Raw genomic sequence first — 19,919 nt, 5'->3', positions numbered from 1 at the left:
ATGGATACGCTGTCGCAACTCGCAAACGGCTTCGCCATCGCCTTCACCCCGATGAACCTGCTGTGGTGCCTGCTCGGCACCACGCTCGGCACGGCGATCGGCGTGCTGCCGGGCCTCGGGCCGGCGCTCACCATCGCGCTGCTGCTGCCCATCACCTTCCAGGTCCCCGCCGAAGCCTCGTTCATCCTGTTCGCCGGCATCTACTACGGCGCCATGTATGGCGGCTCGACCACATCGATCCTGCTCAACACGCCGGGCGAGAGCGCCACCATCGTCACCGCGCTCGAGGGCAACAGGATGGCCCGCAACGGCCGCGCCGGGGCCGCGCTTGCGACGTCGGCGATCGGCTCCTTCGTCGCGGGTACGATCGGCACCGCCGGCATCGCCTTCCTGGCGCCGGTGGTGGTCGGCCTCGCGCTCGCCTTCGGGCCGGCCGAGTATTTTTCGCTGATGGTGCTCGCCTTCGTCATGGTCTCGGCGGTGCTCGGCTCGTCTTCGGTGCGCGGCCTGACCAGCCTGTTCGTCGGCTTCTTCATCGGCATGGTCGGCATCGACCTGCAGACCGGCCAGGCGCGCTTCACCTTCGGCGTGCCGGAGCTGCTGGACGGCATCGACGTCATCATCGCAGCGGTCGGCCTGTTCGCCGTCGGCGAGACGCTCTACGTCGCGGCGCGGCGCTACACGGGCCGCGACGAGATCATCCCGCTCAAGGGCTCGCTCTATATGTCCGCCCAGGAATGGGCGCGCTCGTGGAAGGCGTGGTTCCGCGGCGCTCTCATCGGCTTCCCCATCGGCGCCATGCCGGCCGGCGGCGCCGAGATCCCGACCTTCCTGTCCTACGCCGTCGAGAAGAAGCTGTCGAAGCACAAGGAGGAGTTCGGCACCACCGGTGCCATCGAGGGCGTCGCCGGGCCGGAAGCCGCCAACAACGCCTCGGCAGCCGGCGTGCTGGTGCCGATGCTGACCCTCGGCCTGCCGACCTCGGCGACCGCCGCGATCATGCTGTCGGCCTTCCAGAGCTACGGCATCAACCCCGGACCGCTGCTGCTCACCACGCAGTCGAGCCTGGTCTGGGGGCTGATCGCCAGCCTGTTCATCGCCAACGTCATCCTGGTCATCCTCAACCTGCCGCTGATCGGGCTGTGGGTCAGGCTGCTCAGGATCCCGGCGCCGCAGCTCTATGCCGGCATCCTGGTGTTCGCCACCGTCGGCACCTACGGCATCTCGCAGTCGCCGATCGACCTGGTGCTGCTCTACGTGCTCGGCGCCATGGGTTTCCTGATGCGGCGCTTCGACTTCCCGACGGCACCGGTCATCATCGGCATGATCCTCGGGCCGCTGGCGGAGCAGCAGTTCCGCCGCGCCATGACGATCTCCGCCGGCGACTGGTCGGTGTTCTACACGCACCCGCTGTCGCTGACGCTGCTGCTGCTTGCGCTGCTCGCCCTGCTCGCGCCGAAGATCTACAGCTTCATCCAGCATCGCCGCACGCGCGGGCCAGAGCATGTGCCGGGAGATGCGTGATTTGACCGGCGGGGCGCCTCCGACGCCCGTTTCCGCCGGCAAGGCGCCGACGATATGGTGCGACACGACCGGGCGCCCCCGCAAAGCGCCGTCACATCGGCGAACGCACGATCTGTCTATGCGAAGACGCCCGCCCGCGACGCGTCCACGCCGTATTCGGCGGCGGCATCCAGGATGGTGTGCCAAAGGCTGTCGGCGAAGCTGGTGAAGACGAGCAGGTGGTAGACCGGGCTGCCGTCGGCCGCATCCGCGGCGCGCCACAGGCCGACATTGGTGTGGTCGATCGATGTCGCCGCCGCTGTGCCCACCGGAAACGCCGTGTCGTGGAAGTCGAGCGACGAGACCTTGGCAAGCGCGTCGCGGGCGCGCGCTCCTGATATCCGGATCAGGCAGCGGCCGCCCGACTGGTCGGACAGCGACGCTATTCCGGCAAAAACGCCGCGCAACGGAGCCAGTGGATCGGCCAGGCCGTCGGCGGGTGTCAACGCGAAGAACTGGTCGGGACCGGACCAGACCAGCGTGGCCTGCTTACCGAACAGCGCGGTCGGGTGGTCCGGCGCGGCGACGCCGTAATACGCCTTGGCGGCTTTCGCCGTGTCGGCCCAGCGGCCGCGGCGCGCCATCACCTGGACCAGGCTGAAACCGGTCAGCTCGGCCAGAAGAACGCCGGCCTCGCCGGAGAGAACGCCTTGGCGGCCCGGCACGAAAGCCTTCCGCAGCGGCGAGCCCGCGCTCCAGAGATAATCAGCCACGCTGGCGCCCTCCCTCGGGATCGTAGAAGACCGGGCTGCAGATTTCGACGTCCATGTCCTCGCCGCGCAGCGGGTCGTGGGCGCGCACGATCTCGCCAAGACGCTCGCGGCCGCGCTCGACCAGCCCCAGGCCGATCCACTGGCCGAGCATCGGCGAGAAGCAGACGGATGTGACGTAGCCCTGGTCGGTGTCGGGGCCGGGAATGGCGTCTTTCGGAACAATGTGCGCGCCGGAGCGCAGGCGGCTCGCCGGGTTCACAGGCTTGATGCCGACCACGACCTGCCGGTCGGGAGCGTTCAGCGCCTCGCGCCCGGCCATGGCGCGGCCGATAAAATCCTTCTTCTTCGAGGCCATCTTGCCGAGGCCGAGATCACCGGCCGTCGTCGTGCCGTTAAGTTCGGGACCGGCGACATGGCCCTTCTCGATGCGCATGACGCCGAGCGCCTCGGTGCCGTAGGGCGTCACGCCGTATCGCTCGCCGGCCTGCATCAGATTGCGCGCCATCGCCTCGCCATACTGCGCGGGCACGCCGATCTCGAAGGCGAGTTCGCCGGAGAAGGAGATGCGGTAGAGCCGCGCCCGCATGCCGCCCCTCAGCACCACCGCGCGCGCGCCCATGAACGGGAAAGCCTCGTTGGAAAGGTCTTCGGCAGGGTCGACCAGCTCGCGCAGCAGGTCGCGGGTCATCGGCCCGGCGATCGAGAACTGCGCCCACTGGTCGGTGACCGAGGTCAGTTGCACGTCGAGCTCCGGCCACAGCACCTGCCGGCAGAATTCGAGATGCTGCATGACCGGCCCGGCCTTGGCGGTGGTGGTGGTGAGGAAATAGTGGTCCTCGGCCAGCCGCGCGGTGGTGCCGTCGTCCATGACGAGGCCATCCTCGCGCAGCATCAGGCCGTAGCGTGCCTTGCCGACGGCAAGCGTCGAGAAGGAATTGATGTAGACGCGGTCGAGGAAGATGCCGGCGTCGCGCCCCTGCACGTCGACCTTGCCGAGCGTGGAGACGTCGCAGAAGCCGACGCCGCCCCGCACCGCCTTCACCTCGCGGTTGACCGAGTCCAGCCAGTCCTTCTCGCCTGGCAGCGGATACCATTGCGCGCGCTTCCACAGGCCGGTGTCGACGAAGACGGCGCCGCGCTCGGCCGCCCAGTGATGCGACGGGGTCAGCCGCCAGGCGTGGAAATTCTCGTCGCGGTGGTGGCCGGCGAGCGCGCCGATCGCCACCGGCGCATAAGGCGGCCGGTAGATGGTGGTGCCGGTGTCGGCGATGGCGCGCCCGGTCGCCTCGGCCATGATGGCGAGGCCGTTGACGTTGGATAGCTTGCCCTGGTCGGTCGCCATGCCGAGCGTGGTGTAGCGCTTCAGGTGCTCGACGGATTCGAAACCCTCGCGCTGCGCCAGCGTCACGTCGGACGCTGTCACGTCGTGCTGGAAGTCGACGAAAGCCTTGCCGCCCTTGACATGCCAGAGCGGCCTGATCGCGAAGGGCTCGTCGTCCGCCGTCGCGGCAGCGCCGGTTTCGCCCGAGAAGCCTGCGTCCGCGGCGGCCTGTGCTCCGGCGGCATGGCCGTCGCGCAGGCACGCGGCCAGCGAGAAATCGCCATTGGCGGCACCGGCCATCGCCATGCCGGGCGGGCACTGGCCGGGCCCGAAGGCGGCGATGTCGTCGCGCCAGACGGGCCGGCCGCGATGGAAGGAGGACAGCGCCACGTTGGGGTTCCAGCCGCCGGACATCGCCAGGCAGTCCGCCTCGATCTCGTGCCGGCCGCCGCTCAATGGCGCAACCACGACCTTGGAGACGCCGTCGACGCCGCCCTTCACATCCACGACCTGGCCGGCGATCAGCGGCACACCCGCGGCCGCCTCCCTGTACCGGTCAGGCGCAGCGCCGCGCGGGTCGACCACCGCGGCGACGTGGACGCCTGCCTGGCGCAGGGCCGCGACGGTGCGCCAGCCGTCGTCATTGTTGGTGAACAGCGCGATGCGTTTGCCCGGCAGGGCAGCGAAGCGGTTGAGATAGGTGCGCACGGCCGACGCCATCATCACGCCGGGCTTATCGTTGCCCGGAAAGACGATCGGCCGCTCCAGCGCACCGGCCGCCACCACGGCGCGCCTGGCGACGATACGCCAGACCCGCTGGCGCGGCTGGTGCTGGGGCGGCTCCGCGACATGGTCGTTGACGCGCTCGAGCGCGCCGTAGGTGCCGCCGTCATAGACGCCGAACACGGCGGTGCGGCTCATGATGCGGACGTTGGGCAGGCCGGAAAGCTCGCCGAGTGCCGCGGCCAGCCACTCGGCCGCCGGCTTGCCGTCGATCTCGCCGCCGTCGGAGAGCAGGCGGCCGCCGAGGCGGCTGTCCTCCTCGGCGAGGATGACGCGCGCGCCGGCTCTGGCCGCGGCAAGTGCTGCCGACAGGCCGGCCGGGCCGCTGCCGACCACCAGCACGTCGCAATGCGCCCACGCCTTCTCGTAGTGATCGGGATCGGCGACGCCCGCCGTCCTGCCGAGGCCGGCGGCGCGGCGGATCGCCGGCTCGTACAGCTTTTCCCAAAGCTTCGCCGGCCACATGAAGGTCTTGTAGTAGAAGCCGGCGACGAAGATCGGCGACAGCAGCGAGTTCACCGCCATGACATCGTGGCGCAGCGATGGCCAGCGGTTCTGGCTCTGCGCGCTGAGCCCGTCATAAAGCTCGATCGTGGTCGCCCGCGTGTTGGCCTCGCGCCGCGCGCCGGTGCGCAGCTCGACCAGCGCGTTGGGCTCCTCCGCGCCGGCGGTCAGGATGCCGCGCGGCCGGTGGTACTTGAACGAGCGGCCGACCAGTCTTACGCCGTTGGCCACCAGCGCCGAGGCGAGCGTGTCGCCGGCGAAGCCGGTCATGATCTTGCCGTCGAAGCTGAAGGACAGCGGTTCTGCGCGGTCGACCAGCCCGCCCGATGCGAGGCGATGCGACTGCGCGGTCGCCGCCGACGCGGCCTGGCCGGCGGCGTCGACGCGCCGCAGCCGGTCGGTTTGCACGGCCTCAGCCATTGGGAAACTCCCTGCTTGAGGCGACAAGAGGCGTGCGCACCGAAGACCGTATCCGTCCCTCATCCCCCTGCGGGGACCTTCCCCCCGCCAGCGGCAGGGCAATCGCATATGGCAAACAGCGATGAATTTCGCCGCTTCGTGCCCCCACTCCTAACCCCTCCCCACAAGGGGGAGAGGGACTTTGTGGCTGCCATGTCGCACGAAACCGTCGACGATTGGCGCCTAGCGGAGAGGCCAGCCAGTCCCCCTCCCCCTTGTGGGGAGGGGTTAGGGGTGGGGGTGAACCCATATGCGATAGCCCTGCCGCGAGCGGAGAGAAGGGGGCCGGCCGCAACGGTGCCGCTTCCCTCTCCCCGTCCCGAACTTGTCGAAGGATCGAGGGGAGAGGGTGGGGGTGGGGGTGGGGGGCAAAGCTCGTTGGTTGCATCATCCCGCCCTCGACGCTCCGGCACCCGGGGCTGGCGTGACGGCCTTGATCTCATGCGTCGTCGTGCTGCGGGTGACGGCCAGCCATGAGCGGCAGCCGCCGCCGTGGTACCAGTGCTCGGTCATGTCGCCGGCAAGATTGTCGCGCAGGTAGACGTAGTCGAAAAAATCGTCCTGCGCGGAGGGCAGTTCGCCGCCGTCGGCGGCAAAGCCGGCGGGCCGTTTTGGCGCGGCGTCGCCGAGATAGGTGAACTCGCCGAGCTCGCGCTCTCCGCAGAACAGGCAGGCTATGCGCATGGCGCTTCTCTCAATGCAGATTGGGTTGGGCGCCCTGGCCCTTCTCGTCGATCATGGCGCCACGCCGGAAGCGGTCGAGCCGGAAGCGTTTCGCCTCCTCGTGCGGCTCGTCGCGGGCGAGCAGATGGGCGAAGACCAGGCCGGAGGCCGGCGTCGCCTTGAAGCCGCCGTAACACCAGCCGGCATTGACGTAGAGGCCGTCGACCGGCGTCCGGTCGATGATCGGCGTGCCGTCCATCGACATGTCCATGATGCCGCCCCACTGGCGCAGCAGCCGCACCCGGCCGATCATCGGCATCAGCGCCATGCCGCCCTCGCAGACGTCCTCCATGACCGGCATGTTGCCGCGCTGGGCGTAGGAGTTGTAGCCGTCGATGTCGCCGCCGAACACCAGGCCGCCCTTGTCCGACTGGCTGACGTAGAAATGGCCGGCGCCGAAGGTGATGACGCCGGGAATGAGCGGTTTGATCGCCTCCGAGACGAAGGCCTGCAGCACATGGCTCTCGATCGGCAGGCGCAGGCCGGCCATGGCCGCCACCCGCGAGCTGCTGCCGGCCACCGCCATGCCGACCTTGCCGGCGCCGATCGCGCCGCGTGTCGTCTCCACCCCCATGACCTTGCCGTTCTGGTCGCGGGTGAAGCTGGTGACCTCGCAGTTCTGGATGATGTCGACGCCGAAGGAATCGGCGGCGCGCGCATAGCCCCACACCACCGCGTCGTGGCGGGCGGTGCCGGCGCGGCGCTGCAGCAGCCCGCCCATCACCGGGAAGCGGGCGTTGTCGTAGTTGAGGAACGGCAGCATCTTGCGGATCTGCACGGCGTCCAGCAGCTCCGCGTCGATGCCGTTGATGCGCATGACGTTGCCGCGCCGCGCGAAGGCGTCGCGCTGCCCGTCGGAATGGTAGAGGTTGATGATGCCGCGCTGGCTCACCATGGTGTTGTAGTTGAGGTCCTGCTCTTGGCGTTCCCACAGCTTCATCGACAGCTCGTAGAAGCCAGTATTGCCGGGAAGCATGTAGTTGGAGCGGATGATGGTGGTGTTGCGGCCGGCATTGCCGGAACCGATCCAGCCCTTCTCCAGCACGGCGACGTTGCGGATGCCGTATTCCCTGGCCAGGAAATAGGCGGTCGCCAGCCCGTGGCCGCCGCCGCCGATTATGACCACGTCGTAGTGCTTCTTGGGCTCGGGGTCGCGCCAGGCGCGCGTCCAGCCCTTGTGGCCGGAAAGCGCCGCCTTGGCGAGCGAGAAGATCGAATACCGCATTTGCCTCTTCCGGTCCTTGCCGGCAGCCTCAGACGTCGAGCGTGTTGTCGCGTTCCCACTGGGTGAAGTGCGACGCGAAGGCGTTCCACTCCTGGTGCTTCAGCCGCAGGAAGGCCTGCGAGAACTCCTCGCCCATGGCCGCCTTCAGCGACGTGTCCTTGTCGTATTCGCGCAGCGCGTCGAGCAGGTTGAGCGGCAGCTTCGCGCCATGGCTGACGGTGTGGCCGTCCTTGTACATGTCGATGTCGCTGCGCGGGCCGGGATCGGCCTTCGAGCGGATGCCGTCGAGGCCGGCGGCGATGATGACGGCCTGCATCAGATAGGGGTTGGCGGCGCCGTCGGGCAGACGCAGCTCGAAGCGGCCGGGGCCGGGGACGCGCACCATGTGGGTGCGGTTGTTGCCGGTCCAGGTCACCGTGTTCGGCGCCCAGGTGGCGCCGGAGACGGTGCGCGGCGCGTTGATGCGCTTGTAGGAATTGACGGTCGGGTTGGTGATGGCGGCGAGCGCGGAGGCGTGCTTCATGATGCCGCCGAGGAAGTGGCGGCCCTGCTCGGACAGGCCGAGCTCCATGTTCTTGTCGGCGAAGGCGTTGGTCTTGCCAGCGAGATCCCACACCGAGATGTGGGCATGGCAGCCATTGCCGGTCAGTCCCTGGAACGGTTTCGGCATGAAGGTGGCGCGCAGGCCATGCTTCTCGGCGATCGACTTCACCATGAACTTGAAGAAGGAGTGCTTGTCGGCGGTGGCCAGCACGTTGTCGAAGGCCCAGTTCATCTCGAACTGGCCGTTCGCGTCCTCATGGTCGTTCTGGTAGGGCTCCCAGCCGAGACCCAGCATGCCGTCGCAGATCTCGGCGATCACGTCGTAGCGGCGCATCACGGCCTGCTGGTCGTAGCAGGATTTTGCCGCCGTGTCGTATTCGTCGGAGATCTGCTTGCCGTCCGGCGTGGTCAGAAAGAATTCCGGCTCGACGCCGGTCTTCACCGACATGCCGAGCTCTGCCGCCTCGGCGACCAGCCGCTTCAGCGTGTTGCGCGGCGCCTGGGCGACGCTCTTGCCTTCCATCAGGCAGTCCGAGGCGAGCCACGCGACGTCCGGCTTCCACGGCAGCTGGATGACCGAGGACGGGTCCGGCACGGCGAGCATGTCGGGATGCGCCGGGGTCAGGTCGAGCCAGGTGGCGAAGCCGGCGAAACCCGCGCCGTCCTGCTGCATGTCCGCGATCGCCTGCGCCGGCACCAGCTTGGCGCGCTGGCCGCCGAACAGGTCGGTATAGGAGATCATGAAATATTTGACGCCGCGCGCCTTGGCGAATTCCCGAAGATCGCCCACCTCGGCGTTCACCTTCGTTTCGACCGTCTTGTTCATTGCCGTTCCCCTGTCTGGCGCCGGGACAGTTCCTGTTGTCCGCCGCGCCTCCTTCCGATTGCCGGTTTCTCCCGGGGCTTTCCCCGCGAATGCGCTGGGCACGGTTTACCTTTTGCCCCAGACGCCATGTCCTGAACTGCCGCTCCTTCTCCGGGGCAAGAACGCAAACCGTCCCCGGCGGGACCTCCTAGAAACCGCCCTGCCCCGGTATCCAGCTCGTTCCGGCAAGCGGAACGCCGGCCATGGCGGCGGCTTCGATGGTCAGGGCGCAGAGATCCTCCGGCTCGAGATTGTGGACATGATTCTTGCCGCAGGCGCGCGCGATCGTCTGTGCCTCCAGCGTCATGACTTTCAGATAATTCGCCAGGCGCCTGCCGGCCGCGATCGGATCGACGCGCTTCATCAGCTCCGGATCCTGCGTGGTGATGCCCGCCGGGTCCTTGCCCTCGTGCCAGTCGTCATAGGCGCCGGCGGTGGTGCCGAGCTTCTCGTATTCGCTCTCCCAGCGCGGGTCGTTGTCGCCGAGCGCCACCAGCGCGGCCGTGCCGATGGACACGGCGTCGGCGCCCAGCGCCAGCGCCTTGGCCACGTCGGCGCCGTTGCGGATGCCGCCGGAGACGACGAGCTGGACCTTTCGATGCATGCCGAGTTCCTGCAGCGCCTTCACCGCCGGGCGGATGCAGGCGAGCGTCGGCTGGCCGACATTCTCGATGAACACCTCCTGCGTCGCCGCCGTGCCGCCCTGCATGCCGTCGAGCACCACCACGTCGGCGCCCGACTTCACCGCCAGCGCGGTGTCGTAATAGGGCCGCGCGCCGCCGACCTTCACATAGATTGGCTTCTCCCAGTCGGTGATCTCGCGCAGCTCGAGGATCTTGATCTCGAGGTCGTCCGGCCCGGTCCAGTCGGGATGGCGGCAGGCCGAGCGCTGGTCGATGCCCTTGGGCAGCGTGCGCATCTCGGCGACACGGTCGGAAATCTTCTGGCCGAGCAGCATGCCGCCGCCGCCCGGCTTGGCGCCCTGCCCCACCACGATCTCGATGGCGTCGGCGCGGCGCAGATCGCGCGGGTTCATGCCGTAGCGCGACGGCAGGTACTGGTAGACCAGCGTCCTGGAATGGCCGCGCTCCTCCTCGGTCATGCCGCCGTCGCCGGTGGTGGTGGAGGTGCCGGCGATAGTGGCGCCGCGGCCCAGCGCCTCCTTGGCGGGGCCGGACAGCGAGCCGAAGCTCATGCCGGCGATGGTGATCGGGATCTTCAGCTCGATCGGCTTCTTCGCGTAGCGAGTGCCGAGCGTGACGCTGGTCTCGCACTTCTCGCGATAGCCTTCGAGCGGATAGCGCGAGATCGAGGCACCGAGGAACAACAGGTCGTCGAAATGCGGGACCTTGCGCTTGGCGCCGCCGCCGCGGATGTCATAGATCCCCGTCGCCGCGGCGCGGCGGATTTCCGACAGCGTGTAGTCGTCGAACGTCGCCGAGCGGCGCGGCGTCGTCGGCGGATTGTGGTAGGTCATGCTGGCGCCCCTCAATACGCGTCGGCGTTGTCGATGTTGAAATTGTAGAGCGTGCGGGCCGAGCCATAGCGCGTGAATTCCTCGGGCTTGACGTCGGTGATGCCGGCGCGGTCGAGGATCGCCTGGAGCCGGGCGAGGTGCTTCGGGTGCATCTTCTTCTTGATGCAGTCGGCGCCGAGGCTCTTCACGCTGCCGCGCACGAACAGCTTTGCCTCGTAGATCGAATCGCCCAGCGCGTCGCCAGCGTCGCCGAGCACGACGAGGTTGCCCGACTGGGCCATGAAGGCCGACATGTGGCCGACATTGCCGCGCACGACGATGTCGATGCCCTTCATCGAGATGCCGCAGCGCGACGAGGCATTGCCCTCGATGACCAGCAGGCCGCCGCGGCCGGTGGCGCCCGCATACTGGCTGGCGTCGCCCTTCACCACGATCTTGCCGGACATCATGTTCTCGCCGACGCCGGGGCCGGCGGAGCCGTGGACGGTGATCTCGCCGCCGTCGTTCATGCCGCCGCAATAATAACCGACGCTGCCGCGCACCTCGACCGCGACCGGCTTGTCGACGCCGGCGGCCACCGCGTGGCTGCCCTTGGGGTTGACGACCTCCCAGGCCGGCTCGTCGGCCGCGTCGGCGATCTGGTGGAGAGCAAGGTTGAGCTCGCGCAGCGGCGTCGCCGCAAGGTCGAAGACCCGCGGCGCGTAGTTCACCGCGCGCGCCGGCGCCGTCGCGACATTGGAAACGTTCATGGTCTCAATGCTCCCAGAAATAGACGGTGGAGGGCTCGGGCTCCCAGACCTTGGCGTCCTCGATTCCGGGAAGATTGGCCAGCGCCCGGTATTCCGAGCCGAAGGCGACGTAGCGGTCGGTCTCGGCCAGCACCGCCGGCTTGCAGGCGATCGGGTCGCGCAGCACGCCGAAGCCGTTCTTGGTGCCGACAACGAAGGTGTAGAACCCGTCGAGATCCTTGAGCCCGCTCTCCAGCGCCTCGCCCAGGTTCTGGCCGTGCGCGATCTTCGAGGACAGATAGGCGGCGGCGACCTCGGTGTCGTTCTCCGTCTCGAAGCTCATGCCTTCGCGCTTCAGCTCGCGGCGCAGATTGTTGTGGTTGGACAGCGAGCCGTTGTGGACGAGGCACTGGTCGGGGCCGGTCGAGAACGGGTGGGCGCCCATGGTGGTGACGGCCGATTCGGTCGCCATGCGGGTATGGCCGATGCCGTGCGTGCCGGTCATTGCGGAGAGATCGAAGCGCTTCGCCACCGCCTCGGGCAGGCCGACCTCCTTGTAGATCTCGACTGCCTCGCCCGAGCCCATGATGCGCGCGTCCGGGCGCAGCGCCAGGATGGCCTCGCGCGCCTCGCCGACTTTGTCGGCCGGCACCTCGACGACGGCATGGGTCGACTTGACCGTCACCGTCGGCCTGGCGCCGATCTCCTTCTCCAGCTCGACGGCGAGTTTTGGAAAATCCCTGGCCGGCGACGGCGACTGGATGGTGATCTTGGCTCGTCCTTCCTTGGCGCCGCCATAGATGGCGATGCCGGCGCTGTCAGGCCCGCGATCGGTCAGCAGGACCAGCATTTCGGACAGCAAGGCGCCGAGCTGCGGTTCCAGCGATTTGTCTTTCAGAAACAGTCCGACAATTCCGCACATGGCTGCAATCTCCCGTGTGATCAGACTGCTATCAGGAAGGCGCGACGTTTTCAACTCCCATGAAACTAATCTTCATATGAGGAAGCGATTTTTCGTAACGTCCAGCGTTTACGGAAAACGGGGCGCTTCAGCCCCGGACGCCCGCCCGGCGAAACGCTTCCCAGCGTATCTTCGCCAGCTTGTAGGCGTCGGTGATCGACAGCGCCCAGACGAACAGCCCGCCGGCGTGGCGGCCGATGAAGGACTGATCGGGCGTCGTGGTGACGTACGTCAAGACCATCAGCAGGATGGCGAAGAGCACGAAGCACAGCCCGCGCAGCACCTGGCCGATTGCGACATGCCCGGCGCCGGGCAGCAGGATGGCGAGGAGGAGGACGAGACGGGGGTTGATCGGGCGGTTCATCGAAACTCCGTCACGCGGGAATGGATTCCGGCTCGCGGTCCGCTTCGTGGCCGAGCGCCTCGTTAAGCAGCTTCAGCTCCGCGAGCGCGGTGCGCACGAGGTCGGCCGGCACCGAAGCGACCGGAAAGCGCATCTGCCGGTAGAGCACATGCGCGCCGCGATCGCCCTCGGCGATGCGCCGGACGATGCCCGCGCCGCGCGGCGTGATGACGGCTTCCTTCAAGGTCGGATCGGCGAACAGCGTGCGGAAAAGTGCGCCTGTCTTCTCGACGGTGGCAGCGGTGACGCCACGGCCGCGCGCGAGAAGGGAAAAATCGGCGGAGAAGGGCGGCACGATCGTGTCGGGCAGGCCGAGCACGCGCGAATAGAATTCGGTGCCGAAGGGCCGCGCCAGCACGCCGATGGAGGCGCCACTCTGTCGAGAATCGGCGGCTTCGGGATTCAGCATGGTGAGCTTCAGCCAGAGTTGCGGCAGCCGGCGCGGCACGAGGCTGTCGGCGACGACTTCCAGGCTGACCCGGTTGCCGCCACTCTTGCCGTCGAGCCGGGGATAACCGTCGGCGCCGATCGAGACGCGCGCGTCGTCGATCAGCGCGGCGGCCGTGTCGAGCAGGGCTTTTCGCGCCTGGAGGTCGCGCGACAGTTCCCTGCGGGCCAGCATCGCGATGACCGCGACGCCGGCTAGGCAGAAGACGAGCAGCCCAATGCCCTGAAGGGAGAGCGGCATCGCGAACTGCTCGAACGCCGAGGGCATGGGTCTACGCCCTCAGTAACCCTGCGGCCTGGGCCAAGGCATGGTGAACTGGTCGCCACGCTTGACGAAGCGGTAGCGCCAGAAATGGAACCACAGCGACGCGATGATGTAGAAGCAGAGCATCGCGATGAGCTGCGTGCCGTAGCCGAGGAACACCGCGAAATAGGTCGCCGCGCACAGCACCAGCAGCACGACCGCCGGCAGCGGATGCCAAGGATGCACGTAGCCGCGCTTGATCGTGTCGAGCGGCCATTTCTTTCTGAACATCACCATGTTGAAGGTCATGAAGGTGTAGCCGAGCAGGCCCGACAGGATGGAGAAGGTCACCACCTGGTCGAGCGGTGCGCCGAGCGCGAAGATCAGCGCGATCGGGATGAGGAAGACGATCGACCGGTAGGGCGTGCGGTAGCGCGGATGCACGGCGCCGAACCAGCTCGGCAGGTAGCGGTCGCGACCCATGGAGAACCACGCGCGCGACGCATCGTTGATGCAGCCGTTGGCCGATGCGGTCGTCGCGAAGACCGTGCCGATGAAGAGCAGCACCATCAGGCTCGAATTGCCCGTCACGCGCGCCGCGTCGAAGAGCGGCGTGCCGGCGCTGCCGAGATACTCCCACGGGATCAGACCCGAGCAGACGTACCAGGTCAGCGTGGCGGCGATCACCAGCGTCATGATGCCGGCCATCGTGCCGAAGGGCAGCGAGCGGGCGGGCGAGCGCACTTCCTCGGCCGCCTGGCAGGTGCCTTCGATGCCGAGATAGTACCAGAGCCCGAAATGCAGCGCCGCGATGATGCCGAGCCAGCCATAGGGCAGCGGCTCGTTGGTCACCGCCGAGAAGTCGAGCGGCACCGCCGACGCGCCGAACTGCACCGCGAGGAACAGCACGATGATGGCGACGAAGGCGAAGGCCGTGATGACAAGGTTGAAGGACAGCGAGGCCAGCACGCCGCGATAGTTGAGATAGGCGAGCGCCAGGATGGTCATGATGATGAAGGGCTGCTGGTTGAGGCCGGTATGGCCGAGCATGCCCGCCACCGTGTCGAGCAGGAAGCCGATGGTGATGGCGTTCGCCGCCTCCAGCATGGTGTAGGCCATGACGAGGAACAGGCCGACATTGAAGGCCATCAGCGGTCCGACGATGTGCTTGGCCTGCGCGTACTGGCCGCCCGCGGCGGCGACCGTCGAGGTCACCTCGGAGTCGATCATGGCGACGCAGGTGTAGAGCAGGCCGGCGACCCAGCAGGCCACAAGGCCGGCGATCATGCCGCCTTTGCCGACCGAGAAATTCCAACCCATGTATTCGCCGACCAGCACGATGCCGACGCCGAGCGCCCAGACATGGCCGGGACCGAGCACGCGCAGGAGGCCGAGCCTCTCTGGCGCCTGAACAGCAGAAGCGTTGCTCATCGTCGTCCCCTAAAGCTCGTGACGTTCTTGCGTCAGCTCGAGCTCACCCTCTCGAGATGAAGTGAGAAGCTCGTTGTCGTAGGTCGTGTCGACCTTGATCATGTCGAGCAGCATGATCCCCGCGATGATCGCCGAGATCACCCAGGCCGCGATTTCGAGATAATTCCAGATATCCATGACGCGCCCCTCAGCCCTTGCCGTTCTTGCCGAAGCGCTCGTCGATCACCTCGCGGTACTCCTTGTCGGAAAGCCGGACCACGAGGATGAAGTAGCCGACGACCGCGACCACCATGACGATCAGCGCGGTCCAGCTGAAGGTGTAATCGAAGCGCGCGGTGATGATGTCGTTTGCCGACGCCGCGTCCGGGAAGCCGAGCGCCGCCCACTGCTGCTGTTCGGCCGCGTTCTGGCCGAGCGCTTCCCAGGTCGGGTTCTCGATCGGAGCCGGCGTCTTGGCCGCGCCCGCGAGTCCCATGTAGAGCGGCAGGTAGAGCGCCCCGACGGTCAGCACCAGCAGCACGATGACGTCGACGACCTGGCCGGCGAGGCTCTGTTTCGGAGGTTGATAAGCCATGACGCGCTCCTCCTAGATCCGCTTGCGGCGACGCATCTCGTCGAGATGCTTGATGTCGAGGCCGTAGATGAAATGCTTGTCGTCGCGGTAGTGGCGCAGCATCGCGACGATGGCCGCCGTGTTGAAGGCGAGCACCGCGATGCCGGCTACCGCCAGCACGATGCGGATGGTGCCGTCGCCGACCAGCGGCCACATGGTGAACAGCACGAACAGCACCGCGACCCACAGGCCGACGACGAAGGCGATCGCGCCCTTTCTGTCTCGCTGATGCATGCGCTCGATGCGCGTTTCGAGGGATCGTGCATCGATCCCTTCTCCGACACTGACTGCCAAGGTTCCCTCCCGGAGGCAAGCCGCCCGTCCGGCGGCGATTGTCTGATAAAAAAACTTGCCTGCGAGGAATGTCCGCCCGTTCGCCGGCTGCGTCAAGCGGTCGCACGTGCTGCATTGCAGCAATTCGATGCAAATGCACATCTTTTGATCAGGCCATACCCAACGCTTCGGCAAATCTCCTGCATCGGCGATTGGCCGAGGCGGAAAGCAACGCTCCCCCCTTCTCCCCTTGTGGAAGAAGGTGGCCTAGCGAAGCGAGGCCGGATGAGGGATGCTGGATGGAGCGCCGCGCCGACGCCAGCCCCGGATCATTGTCAGCATCCGTCAGGATGATTTTCCCTCATTTTATCCCCGCCCTCCCGACCGGAGCGACAATCCTGCCGCCTGTGCAGGAAAGGAGGCGGTGGTGGACTGGGATGCGGCAATCGAGAAGAATCGCGAAGCGCTGAAGCGCATCGTCGCCATGCTCGTCGCCATGGCCGGGCTGGAACTCGAGGAACTCAGGGGACAGTTTACTTTCTTTCGGCAGAAGGGCACAGCCGCTTCAAGGTTTTCGCGGGCCGAAAAAAGTAAACTGTCCCCAGAACTTACCCTTCAACGCCGCCTCCACCGTGCCATACTCCGGCTCTTGCGCCCTGCCGAAGCCGCGGTGCGGCGCCTCATCGTCGTGGCCGCACGTGGCCTCGTCGTCGCCTTGCCGGCGCCCCGGCAGAAACCGCAGCCGAAATTCCGGCCCGGAGCCGGCCCCGTCCGCATGCCGGCGCGGCCGAAAACCCGCGCCCGGCGCGCGACCCTGCCTCTGCTCGATCCGCTAAAACCCTGGAACCGCCGCCCGCGGCGGGCGCCCAGGGGCGTGCCGCGCATCTCCTGTCCCGGCTACAGCGAGCCGTTCCGCATCCCCGTCTGGTCGCCCAAAGATCCGATCGACGCGAGGCGGCTGGACGCGCGGCTGCGGGCGCTGATTTTGGCGCTCGACGACCTGCCCGGCCAGGCAAGACGCTTCGCCCGCTGGCGGGCACGCCGCGACGCCGCCCTGGCGCGCGAGCAGGAAACCGGCGGTCTGCGCCGGTTCGGCCGCTTCTCGCCGCTGAAACCCGGCCGCCCGCCGGGCTGGCGGCGAAAAAAGCCCGTCCATGAGGTGCACGAGGTTCTGGACGTCGTGCACGGCCTTGCCCAGTGGGCGCTGGAGCCGCCGGATACGTCGTGACGGCGGCCTGCCGGGCACGAAGATCGGGATGCACGGTCCGCGCGGCGTTTTTCGCGGCGTGGCGGCGATATCTGCTGTCGGGAATACCGTCTCGCAGGGGAGAAATCTCAATACGATCCTCGTCACGTCGCCAGTTCCCATCGGCACAGATCGTGGTGGCGCGAAAGACCCTGAAGACTGTGGACGAGGACGAAGCTTTCGACGCGCCAGCGAATGGGAGCGATCGCCTCCGCCGCCACCGCGCGCCTGTCGTAGAGCAGCGTCATGTGCGGTGTGAAGGATTTGCGGATATTTCCGAGCCGGGCCGTTTTCATGACCTCGCCAAGCCGCCGGTGGAAGGCGTGCAGTTGCACGAGATCCTCGCCGCGGCCGCACAGCACCAGCGGCCGGCCGCCGTCCTCCTGCCCAAAACTCATCGCACGGTCGAAACAGATCTCGAAACTTGCCTCCCGCAGCAACCCGGCGGCGGCGATCGCCCTGGTCTCGATCCCCGCCGGCACGCCTTCATAGATCCCGACGCCATGCAGGCTTACGTGAAGGCGTTTCGTGCCGAGCGGCCTGCCGGTGAGGCCATGCTCGGCACGCAGCCTTTCCGTTTCGGCAGTGATCCGCAGAGCGGCGGCACCGTCGGGACGGATGCCGAAGAAGAGACTGTCGAGTCGGGCGACCTGGCAACCGGGAAGGAATGGCTGCCCTTCATCCGTCCGGCGAAGCCGAGGACGGGGTGCCGGCTTCGGACGCACCTTGCCCGCGACCTCCGGGCCGCCGTCCAGCTCCAGTTCGTACTGCATCGGCACAGCTTAGAACAAATCATGAACATGGAAAAGTCGAAAAAAGCTCGGAAGGTCCGAACTCGGCGCTTCAGGCTTCGGCCAGGACGGCAGCCGCCTCGGAGACCAGTTCGTCCACGGGCCGCGTCCCGTCGAGGGGAAGTGCCGCCTCATCGGGCCCCGGCGGTTCGAGGGCGGCAAACTGGCTGTCGACCAGGCTGGACGGCATGAAATGCCCGCGCCGCGCGGCGACGCGGCGATGCGCGGTCTCGCGGTCGATGACGAGATGGACGAAGACAAGTCGCGGATTTTTCGCGCGCAGCCGGTCGCGGTAGCGGCGCTTGAGCGCGGAGCAGCCGGCAACCGTCCTCTCGCCGGCTGCGGTCGATGCTGCAATCTCCGCGGCGATCTTTTCCAGCCAGCCGGCGCGGTCGTCGTCCGTGAGCGGAACGCCGGCCGACATCTTGGCGATGTTCTCGGGCGGGTGAAGGCTGTCGCCTTCGATGAAGCGCGCACCGAGGCGGGCGGCGAGCGCCCGGCCGACCTCGGTCTTGCCGCAACCGGTTACGCCCATCACCACGACGGAAAGGATGCCCGCCGCAGCGGCAGATCGTATGCTCATGGACTGCTCAATTCACCGGACCGGAGGCGTGCGGCCGTAGAGCAGCAGCATCGCCACGATCACCACGCCGTAGATGATCTGCCGGCCGGCCTCCGGCATCTGCATGACCGACAGGATCGACTGCAGCAGCGTGATGAGGATGACGCCGGCGACCGTGCCGAGATAGGAGCCCCGGCCGCCGAGGATGGAAGTGCCGCCGAGCACCACGGCGGCGATCGCCGGCAGCAGGTAGGTGTCGCCCATCGACTGCGCCGCCTTGGACGCGTAGCCGGCGAGCAGCACGCCGCCGAAGGCGCTCAGCGCCCCCGAGACGACGAAGGCCACCATGACGATGCGCCGCGTGTCGACGCCGGAGAGATAGGCGGCGCGCTCGCGGTTGCCGATGCCGTAGACGGCGCGGCCGAAGGTCGTGCGGGTGAGCAGGAAGACGGCCGCCGCCCCGATGACGGCCCAAATGATCACTGCGTTGGGAACGCCCGGCAGCAGCGAGCCGGTGGCCAGCCAGCGCATCGCCGCCGTCGCCGAATCCTGCGGCGAGAAGCCGCCGGTGTAGACGACCATCAGACCCTGGGCGACGGCGTTGGTGGCGAGCGTGATGATCATCGACGGGATGCGCAGATACGCCACGCCGATGCCGTTGACCAGGCCGACCGCCATGCCGCAGGCGATGCCGAAGGGAATGGCCAGCACCTCCCCCGCCGGACCGTAGGCGGCGGCCGCGCAGGCCATCATGCCGCCGACGGCCACCGACCACGGCACCGACAGGTCGATCTGGCCGAGCAGGACGACCAGCATCATGCCGGTAGCGATGACGCCGAGGAACGACGCCACCTTGAGCTGCTGCAGCAGGTATTCCGGCGACAGGAAGCTGGTCGAATAGAAACTGCCGAAGACGAGCAGCAGCAGGATGCAGGCGAAGGACGTCGCCACGGCCGGGTCGACCCCGTGCAGGAATTTCGGCAGGCGCAGCACCGGCCGCCGTTCGGTGGTCATGTCGCTCATCCGAACCACTCCAGCCGGTTCCTGACCCGGAACAGCGCGAAGGCGCCGAGGCTGACGGCGAGCAGCAGCACCACGCCCTGGAACAGCGGCTGCCACAGCGGCTCGAGGTCGAAGACGAACAGCAGGTCGCCGATGGTGCGGAAGGCGAGCGCCCCGAAGATCGCACCGATGACGCTGCCCTTGCCGCCGAACAGCGACACCCCGCCCAGCACCACGGCGGCGATGGAGAACAGCGTGTAGGCGTTGCCGCTCGCCAGCGCCGCCTCGCCCGTATAGGTGAAGAAGGTGAGGAACAGCCCGCCGATCGCCGCCAGCAGCCCCGCCAGCGTGTAGGCGGCGAATTTTGCCCGCCTGATCGGCACGCCCGACATGTAGGCCGCGACCTCGGAAGAGCCCGAGGCATAGGCGGTGCGGCCGGTGAGCGAGCGGCTGAACGGCACCCAGACCACCAGCACCACGACCGCCAGCACCACCAGGCTGGCGGGTATGACGCCGAACAGCCGGCCGGTCAGCGCGTCCGCCAGCCCCTCGTTGACCGAGCCGCCGGGGAAAGGCCGCAGCAGCAGCGCCAGGCCGAAATAGATGGCGCCGGTGGCGATCGTCGCGACGATCGGCTGCAGCCGTCCGAAGATGACGATCGCCCCGTTGAGCGCCCCGCAGGCGAGCCCGGTGCCGAGCACGGCGAACAGTCCCAAGGTCGTCTCCATCGCGGTGCCGACCACCAGCCAGGAGGCCAGGCAATTGGTGAGGATGAAGATCATGCCGACCGACAGGTCGATGCCGGCGGTGATGACGACCAGCGTCTGCGCCATCGCCACGAAGGCGAGCAGCACGCCCTTGTTGGAAGCCGTCTGCACGACATTGGCGGTGAAGCCGGCGGGATGGTTGGCGACATAGATCAGGAACATCAGGGCGAAGATGCCGACCGCCATCAGCGTGGCCCGCTGCTCGGCGAACCAGTAGCGCCATTCCGTCATGCGCGTGGCTCCGGATCGGAAAGAAGCACCGGGGACAGTTTACT

General features: G+C 67.6%; 20 protein-coding genes. 2 read left to right on the top strand and 18 right to left on the bottom strand.

The annotated features are described in order from the left end of the window. Window positions 1-1,524 (top strand): tripartite tricarboxylate transporter permease, encoded by a 1,524-nt coding sequence (locus AC5JDC_RS09500; protein WP_495841152.1) that lies wholly within the window; start codon window positions 1-3, stop codon window positions 1,522-1,524. Window positions 1,525-1,640: 116 nt separating this feature from the next. On the opposite strand, the gene AC5JDC_RS09495 is transcribed toward AC5JDC_RS09500, so the two are convergent. From AC5JDC_RS09495 to AC5JDC_RS09430, 14 genes are all read right to left on the bottom strand, one after another. After that, a complete protein-coding gene (locus AC5JDC_RS09495; protein WP_495841151.1) occupies window positions 1,641-2,276 on the bottom strand; it encodes a sarcosine oxidase subunit gamma in 636 nt (211 codons plus the stop codon). After that, window positions 2,269-5,304: a sarcosine oxidase subunit alpha family protein gene (locus tag AC5JDC_RS09490; protein ID WP_495841150.1), complete on the bottom strand. Its 3,036-nt coding sequence runs from the start codon at window positions 5,302-5,304 to the stop codon at window positions 2,269-2,271. The genes AC5JDC_RS09495 and AC5JDC_RS09490 overlap by 8 nt, the downstream gene beginning before the upstream one ends. Window positions 5,305-5,730: 426 nt before the next feature. Then, complete coding sequence (locus AC5JDC_RS09485) at window positions 5,731-6,027, bottom strand: sarcosine oxidase subunit delta (RefSeq protein WP_495841149.1); 297 nt, start codon at window positions 6,025-6,027, stop codon at window positions 5,731-5,733. A 10-nt stretch (window positions 6,028-6,037) separates the two neighbouring features. Further along, window positions 6,038-7,291 carry a sarcosine oxidase subunit beta family protein gene (locus AC5JDC_RS09480; protein WP_495841148.1) on the bottom strand — a complete coding sequence of 418 codons (1,254 nt, stop codon included), beginning with the start codon at window positions 7,289-7,291 and terminating at the stop codon, window positions 6,038-6,040. Window positions 7,292-7,319: 28 nt separating this feature from the next. Next, window positions 7,320-8,660: a type III glutamate--ammonia ligase gene (gene glnT / locus AC5JDC_RS09475; RefSeq protein WP_495841147.1), complete on the bottom strand. Its 1,341-nt coding sequence runs from the start codon at window positions 8,658-8,660 to the stop codon at window positions 7,320-7,322. Window positions 8,661-8,847: 187 nt separating this feature from the next. Continuing rightward, window positions 8,848-10,176 (bottom strand): FMN-binding glutamate synthase family protein, encoded by a 1,329-nt coding sequence (locus AC5JDC_RS09470; protein ID WP_106771698.1) that lies wholly within the window; start codon window positions 10,174-10,176, stop codon window positions 8,848-8,850. A gap of 11 nt (window positions 10,177-10,187) precedes the next feature. Further along, window positions 10,188-10,925: a GltB/FmdC/FwdC-like GXGXG domain-containing protein gene (locus AC5JDC_RS09465; RefSeq protein WP_106771699.1), complete on the bottom strand. Its 738-nt coding sequence runs from the start codon at window positions 10,923-10,925 to the stop codon at window positions 10,188-10,190. 4 nt (window positions 10,926-10,929) lie between these two features. Continuing rightward, window positions 10,930-11,826, bottom strand: a complete 897-nt coding sequence (locus AC5JDC_RS09460) for a class II glutamine amidotransferase (RefSeq protein ID WP_495841146.1) — start codon at window positions 11,824-11,826, stop codon at window positions 10,930-10,932. Window positions 11,827-11,953: 127 nt separating this feature from the next. Next, the gene (locus AC5JDC_RS09455; protein WP_106771701.1) at window positions 11,954-12,229 is read right to left on the bottom strand and encodes a hypothetical protein; all 276 of its coding nucleotides are present in this window, start codon (window positions 12,227-12,229) and stop codon (window positions 11,954-11,956) included. Window positions 12,230-12,239: 10 nt separating this feature from the next. Next, a complete protein-coding gene (locus AC5JDC_RS09450) occupies window positions 12,240-12,983 on the bottom strand; it encodes a hypothetical protein (RefSeq protein WP_495841145.1) in 744 nt (247 codons plus the stop codon). A gap of 12 nt (window positions 12,984-12,995) precedes the next feature. Then, a complete protein-coding gene (locus AC5JDC_RS09445; protein WP_106771703.1) occupies window positions 12,996-14,390 on the bottom strand; it encodes an APC family permease in 1,395 nt (464 codons plus the stop codon). Between the two features lie 9 nt (window positions 14,391-14,399). Beyond that, window positions 14,400-14,567, bottom strand: coding sequence for a hypothetical protein (locus AC5JDC_RS09440; RefSeq protein ID WP_165816027.1), 168 nt, complete (start codon window positions 14,565-14,567; stop codon window positions 14,400-14,402). A gap of 10 nt (window positions 14,568-14,577) precedes the next feature. After that, a complete protein-coding gene (locus AC5JDC_RS09435; RefSeq protein WP_495841144.1) occupies window positions 14,578-14,964 on the bottom strand; it encodes a hypothetical protein in 387 nt (128 codons plus the stop codon). A gap of 12 nt (window positions 14,965-14,976) precedes the next feature. Next, a complete protein-coding gene (locus AC5JDC_RS09430) occupies window positions 14,977-15,297 on the bottom strand; it encodes a hypothetical protein (protein WP_495841143.1) in 321 nt (106 codons plus the stop codon). 406 nt (window positions 15,298-15,703) lie between these two features. On the opposite strand from AC5JDC_RS09430, the gene AC5JDC_RS09425 reads away from it, so the two are divergent. Next, entirely contained in the window at window positions 15,704-16,504 is an 801-nt protein-coding gene (locus tag AC5JDC_RS09425; protein ID WP_495841142.1) for a hypothetical protein, read from the top strand. A 122-nt stretch (window positions 16,505-16,626) separates the two neighbouring features. Here the strand turns inward: AC5JDC_RS09425 and AC5JDC_RS09420 are convergent, their stop codons facing one another. From AC5JDC_RS09420 to AC5JDC_RS09405, 4 genes are all read right to left on the bottom strand, one after another. Beyond that, window positions 16,627-17,295 carry a 2'-5' RNA ligase family protein gene (locus AC5JDC_RS09420; protein WP_495841141.1) on the bottom strand — a complete coding sequence of 223 codons (669 nt, stop codon included), beginning with the start codon at window positions 17,293-17,295 and terminating at the stop codon, window positions 16,627-16,629. 70 nt (window positions 17,296-17,365) lie between these two features. Then, the gene (locus tag AC5JDC_RS09415; protein WP_495841140.1) at window positions 17,366-17,896 is read right to left on the bottom strand and encodes a gluconokinase; all 531 of its coding nucleotides are present in this window, start codon (window positions 17,894-17,896) and stop codon (window positions 17,366-17,368) included. A 12-nt stretch (window positions 17,897-17,908) separates the two neighbouring features. Continuing rightward, complete coding sequence (locus AC5JDC_RS09410; protein WP_495841139.1) at window positions 17,909-18,898, bottom strand: ABC transporter permease; 990 nt, start codon at window positions 18,896-18,898, stop codon at window positions 17,909-17,911. After that, window positions 18,895-19,875: an ABC transporter permease gene (locus tag AC5JDC_RS09405; RefSeq protein ID WP_495841138.1), complete on the bottom strand. Its 981-nt coding sequence runs from the start codon at window positions 19,873-19,875 to the stop codon at window positions 18,895-18,897. The genes AC5JDC_RS09410 and AC5JDC_RS09405 overlap by 4 nt, the downstream gene beginning before the upstream one ends. Window positions 19,876-19,919: the final 44 nt, after the last annotated feature.

Source organism: Kumtagia sp., from assembly GCF_059502445.1.
Note: the sequence above shows the minus strand (reverse complement) of the source record. Positions and strands in the feature narration are given on the sequence as shown.

What these genes read in the sequence shown, in the direction of transcription:
- AC5JDC_RS09500 (WP_495841152.1), top strand. Translation starts at nt 1, where the DNA reads ATGGATACGCTGTCGCAACTCGCAAACGGCTTCGCCATCGCCTTCACC.
- AC5JDC_RS09490 (WP_495841150.1), bottom strand. Translation starts at nt 5,304, where the DNA reads ATGGCTGAGGCCGTGCAAACCGACCGGCTGCGGCGCGTCGACGCCGCC.
- AC5JDC_RS09485 (WP_495841149.1), bottom strand. Translation starts at nt 6,027, where the DNA reads ATGCGCATAGCCTGCCTGTTCTGCGGAGAGCGCGAGCTCGGCGAGTTC.
- AC5JDC_RS09480 (WP_495841148.1), bottom strand. Translation starts at nt 7,291, where the DNA reads ATGCGGTATTCGATCTTCTCGCTCGCCAAGGCGGCGCTTTCCGGCCAC.
- glnT (WP_495841147.1), bottom strand. Translation starts at nt 8,660, where the DNA reads ATGAACAAGACGGTCGAAACGAAGGTGAACGCCGAGGTGGGCGATCTT.
- AC5JDC_RS09470 (WP_106771698.1), bottom strand. Translation starts at nt 10,176, where the DNA reads ATGACCTACCACAATCCGCCGACGACGCCGCGCCGCTCGGCGACGTTC.
- AC5JDC_RS09465 (WP_106771699.1), bottom strand. Translation starts at nt 10,925, where the DNA reads ATGAACGTTTCCAATGTCGCGACGGCGCCGGCGCGCGCGGTGAACTAC.
- AC5JDC_RS09460 (WP_495841146.1), bottom strand. Translation starts at nt 11,826, where the DNA reads ATGTGCGGAATTGTCGGACTGTTTCTGAAAGACAAATCGCTGGAACCG.
- AC5JDC_RS09455 (WP_106771701.1), bottom strand. Translation starts at nt 12,229, where the DNA reads ATGAACCGCCCGATCAACCCCCGTCTCGTCCTCCTCCTCGCCATCCTG.
- AC5JDC_RS09450 (WP_495841145.1), bottom strand. Translation starts at nt 12,983, where the DNA reads ATGCCCTCGGCGTTCGAGCAGTTCGCGATGCCGCTCTCCCTTCAGGGC.
- AC5JDC_RS09445 (WP_106771703.1), bottom strand. Translation starts at nt 14,390, where the DNA reads ATGAGCAACGCTTCTGCTGTTCAGGCGCCAGAGAGGCTCGGCCTCCTG.
- AC5JDC_RS09440 (WP_165816027.1), bottom strand. Translation starts at nt 14,567, where the DNA reads ATGGATATCTGGAATTATCTCGAAATCGCGGCCTGGGTGATCTCGGCG.
- AC5JDC_RS09435 (WP_495841144.1), bottom strand. Translation starts at nt 14,964, where the DNA reads ATGGCTTATCAACCTCCGAAACAGAGCCTCGCCGGCCAGGTCGTCGAC.
- AC5JDC_RS09420 (WP_495841141.1), bottom strand. Translation starts at nt 17,295, where the DNA reads ATGCAGTACGAACTGGAGCTGGACGGCGGCCCGGAGGTCGCGGGCAAG.
- AC5JDC_RS09415 (WP_495841140.1), bottom strand. Translation starts at nt 17,896, where the DNA reads ATGAGCATACGATCTGCCGCTGCGGCGGGCATCCTTTCCGTCGTGGTG.
- AC5JDC_RS09410 (WP_495841139.1), bottom strand. Translation starts at nt 18,898, where the DNA reads ATGAGCGACATGACCACCGAACGGCGGCCGGTGCTGCGCCTGCCGAAA.
- AC5JDC_RS09405 (WP_495841138.1), bottom strand. Translation starts at nt 19,875, where the DNA reads ATGACGGAATGGCGCTACTGGTTCGCCGAGCAGCGGGCCACGCTGATG.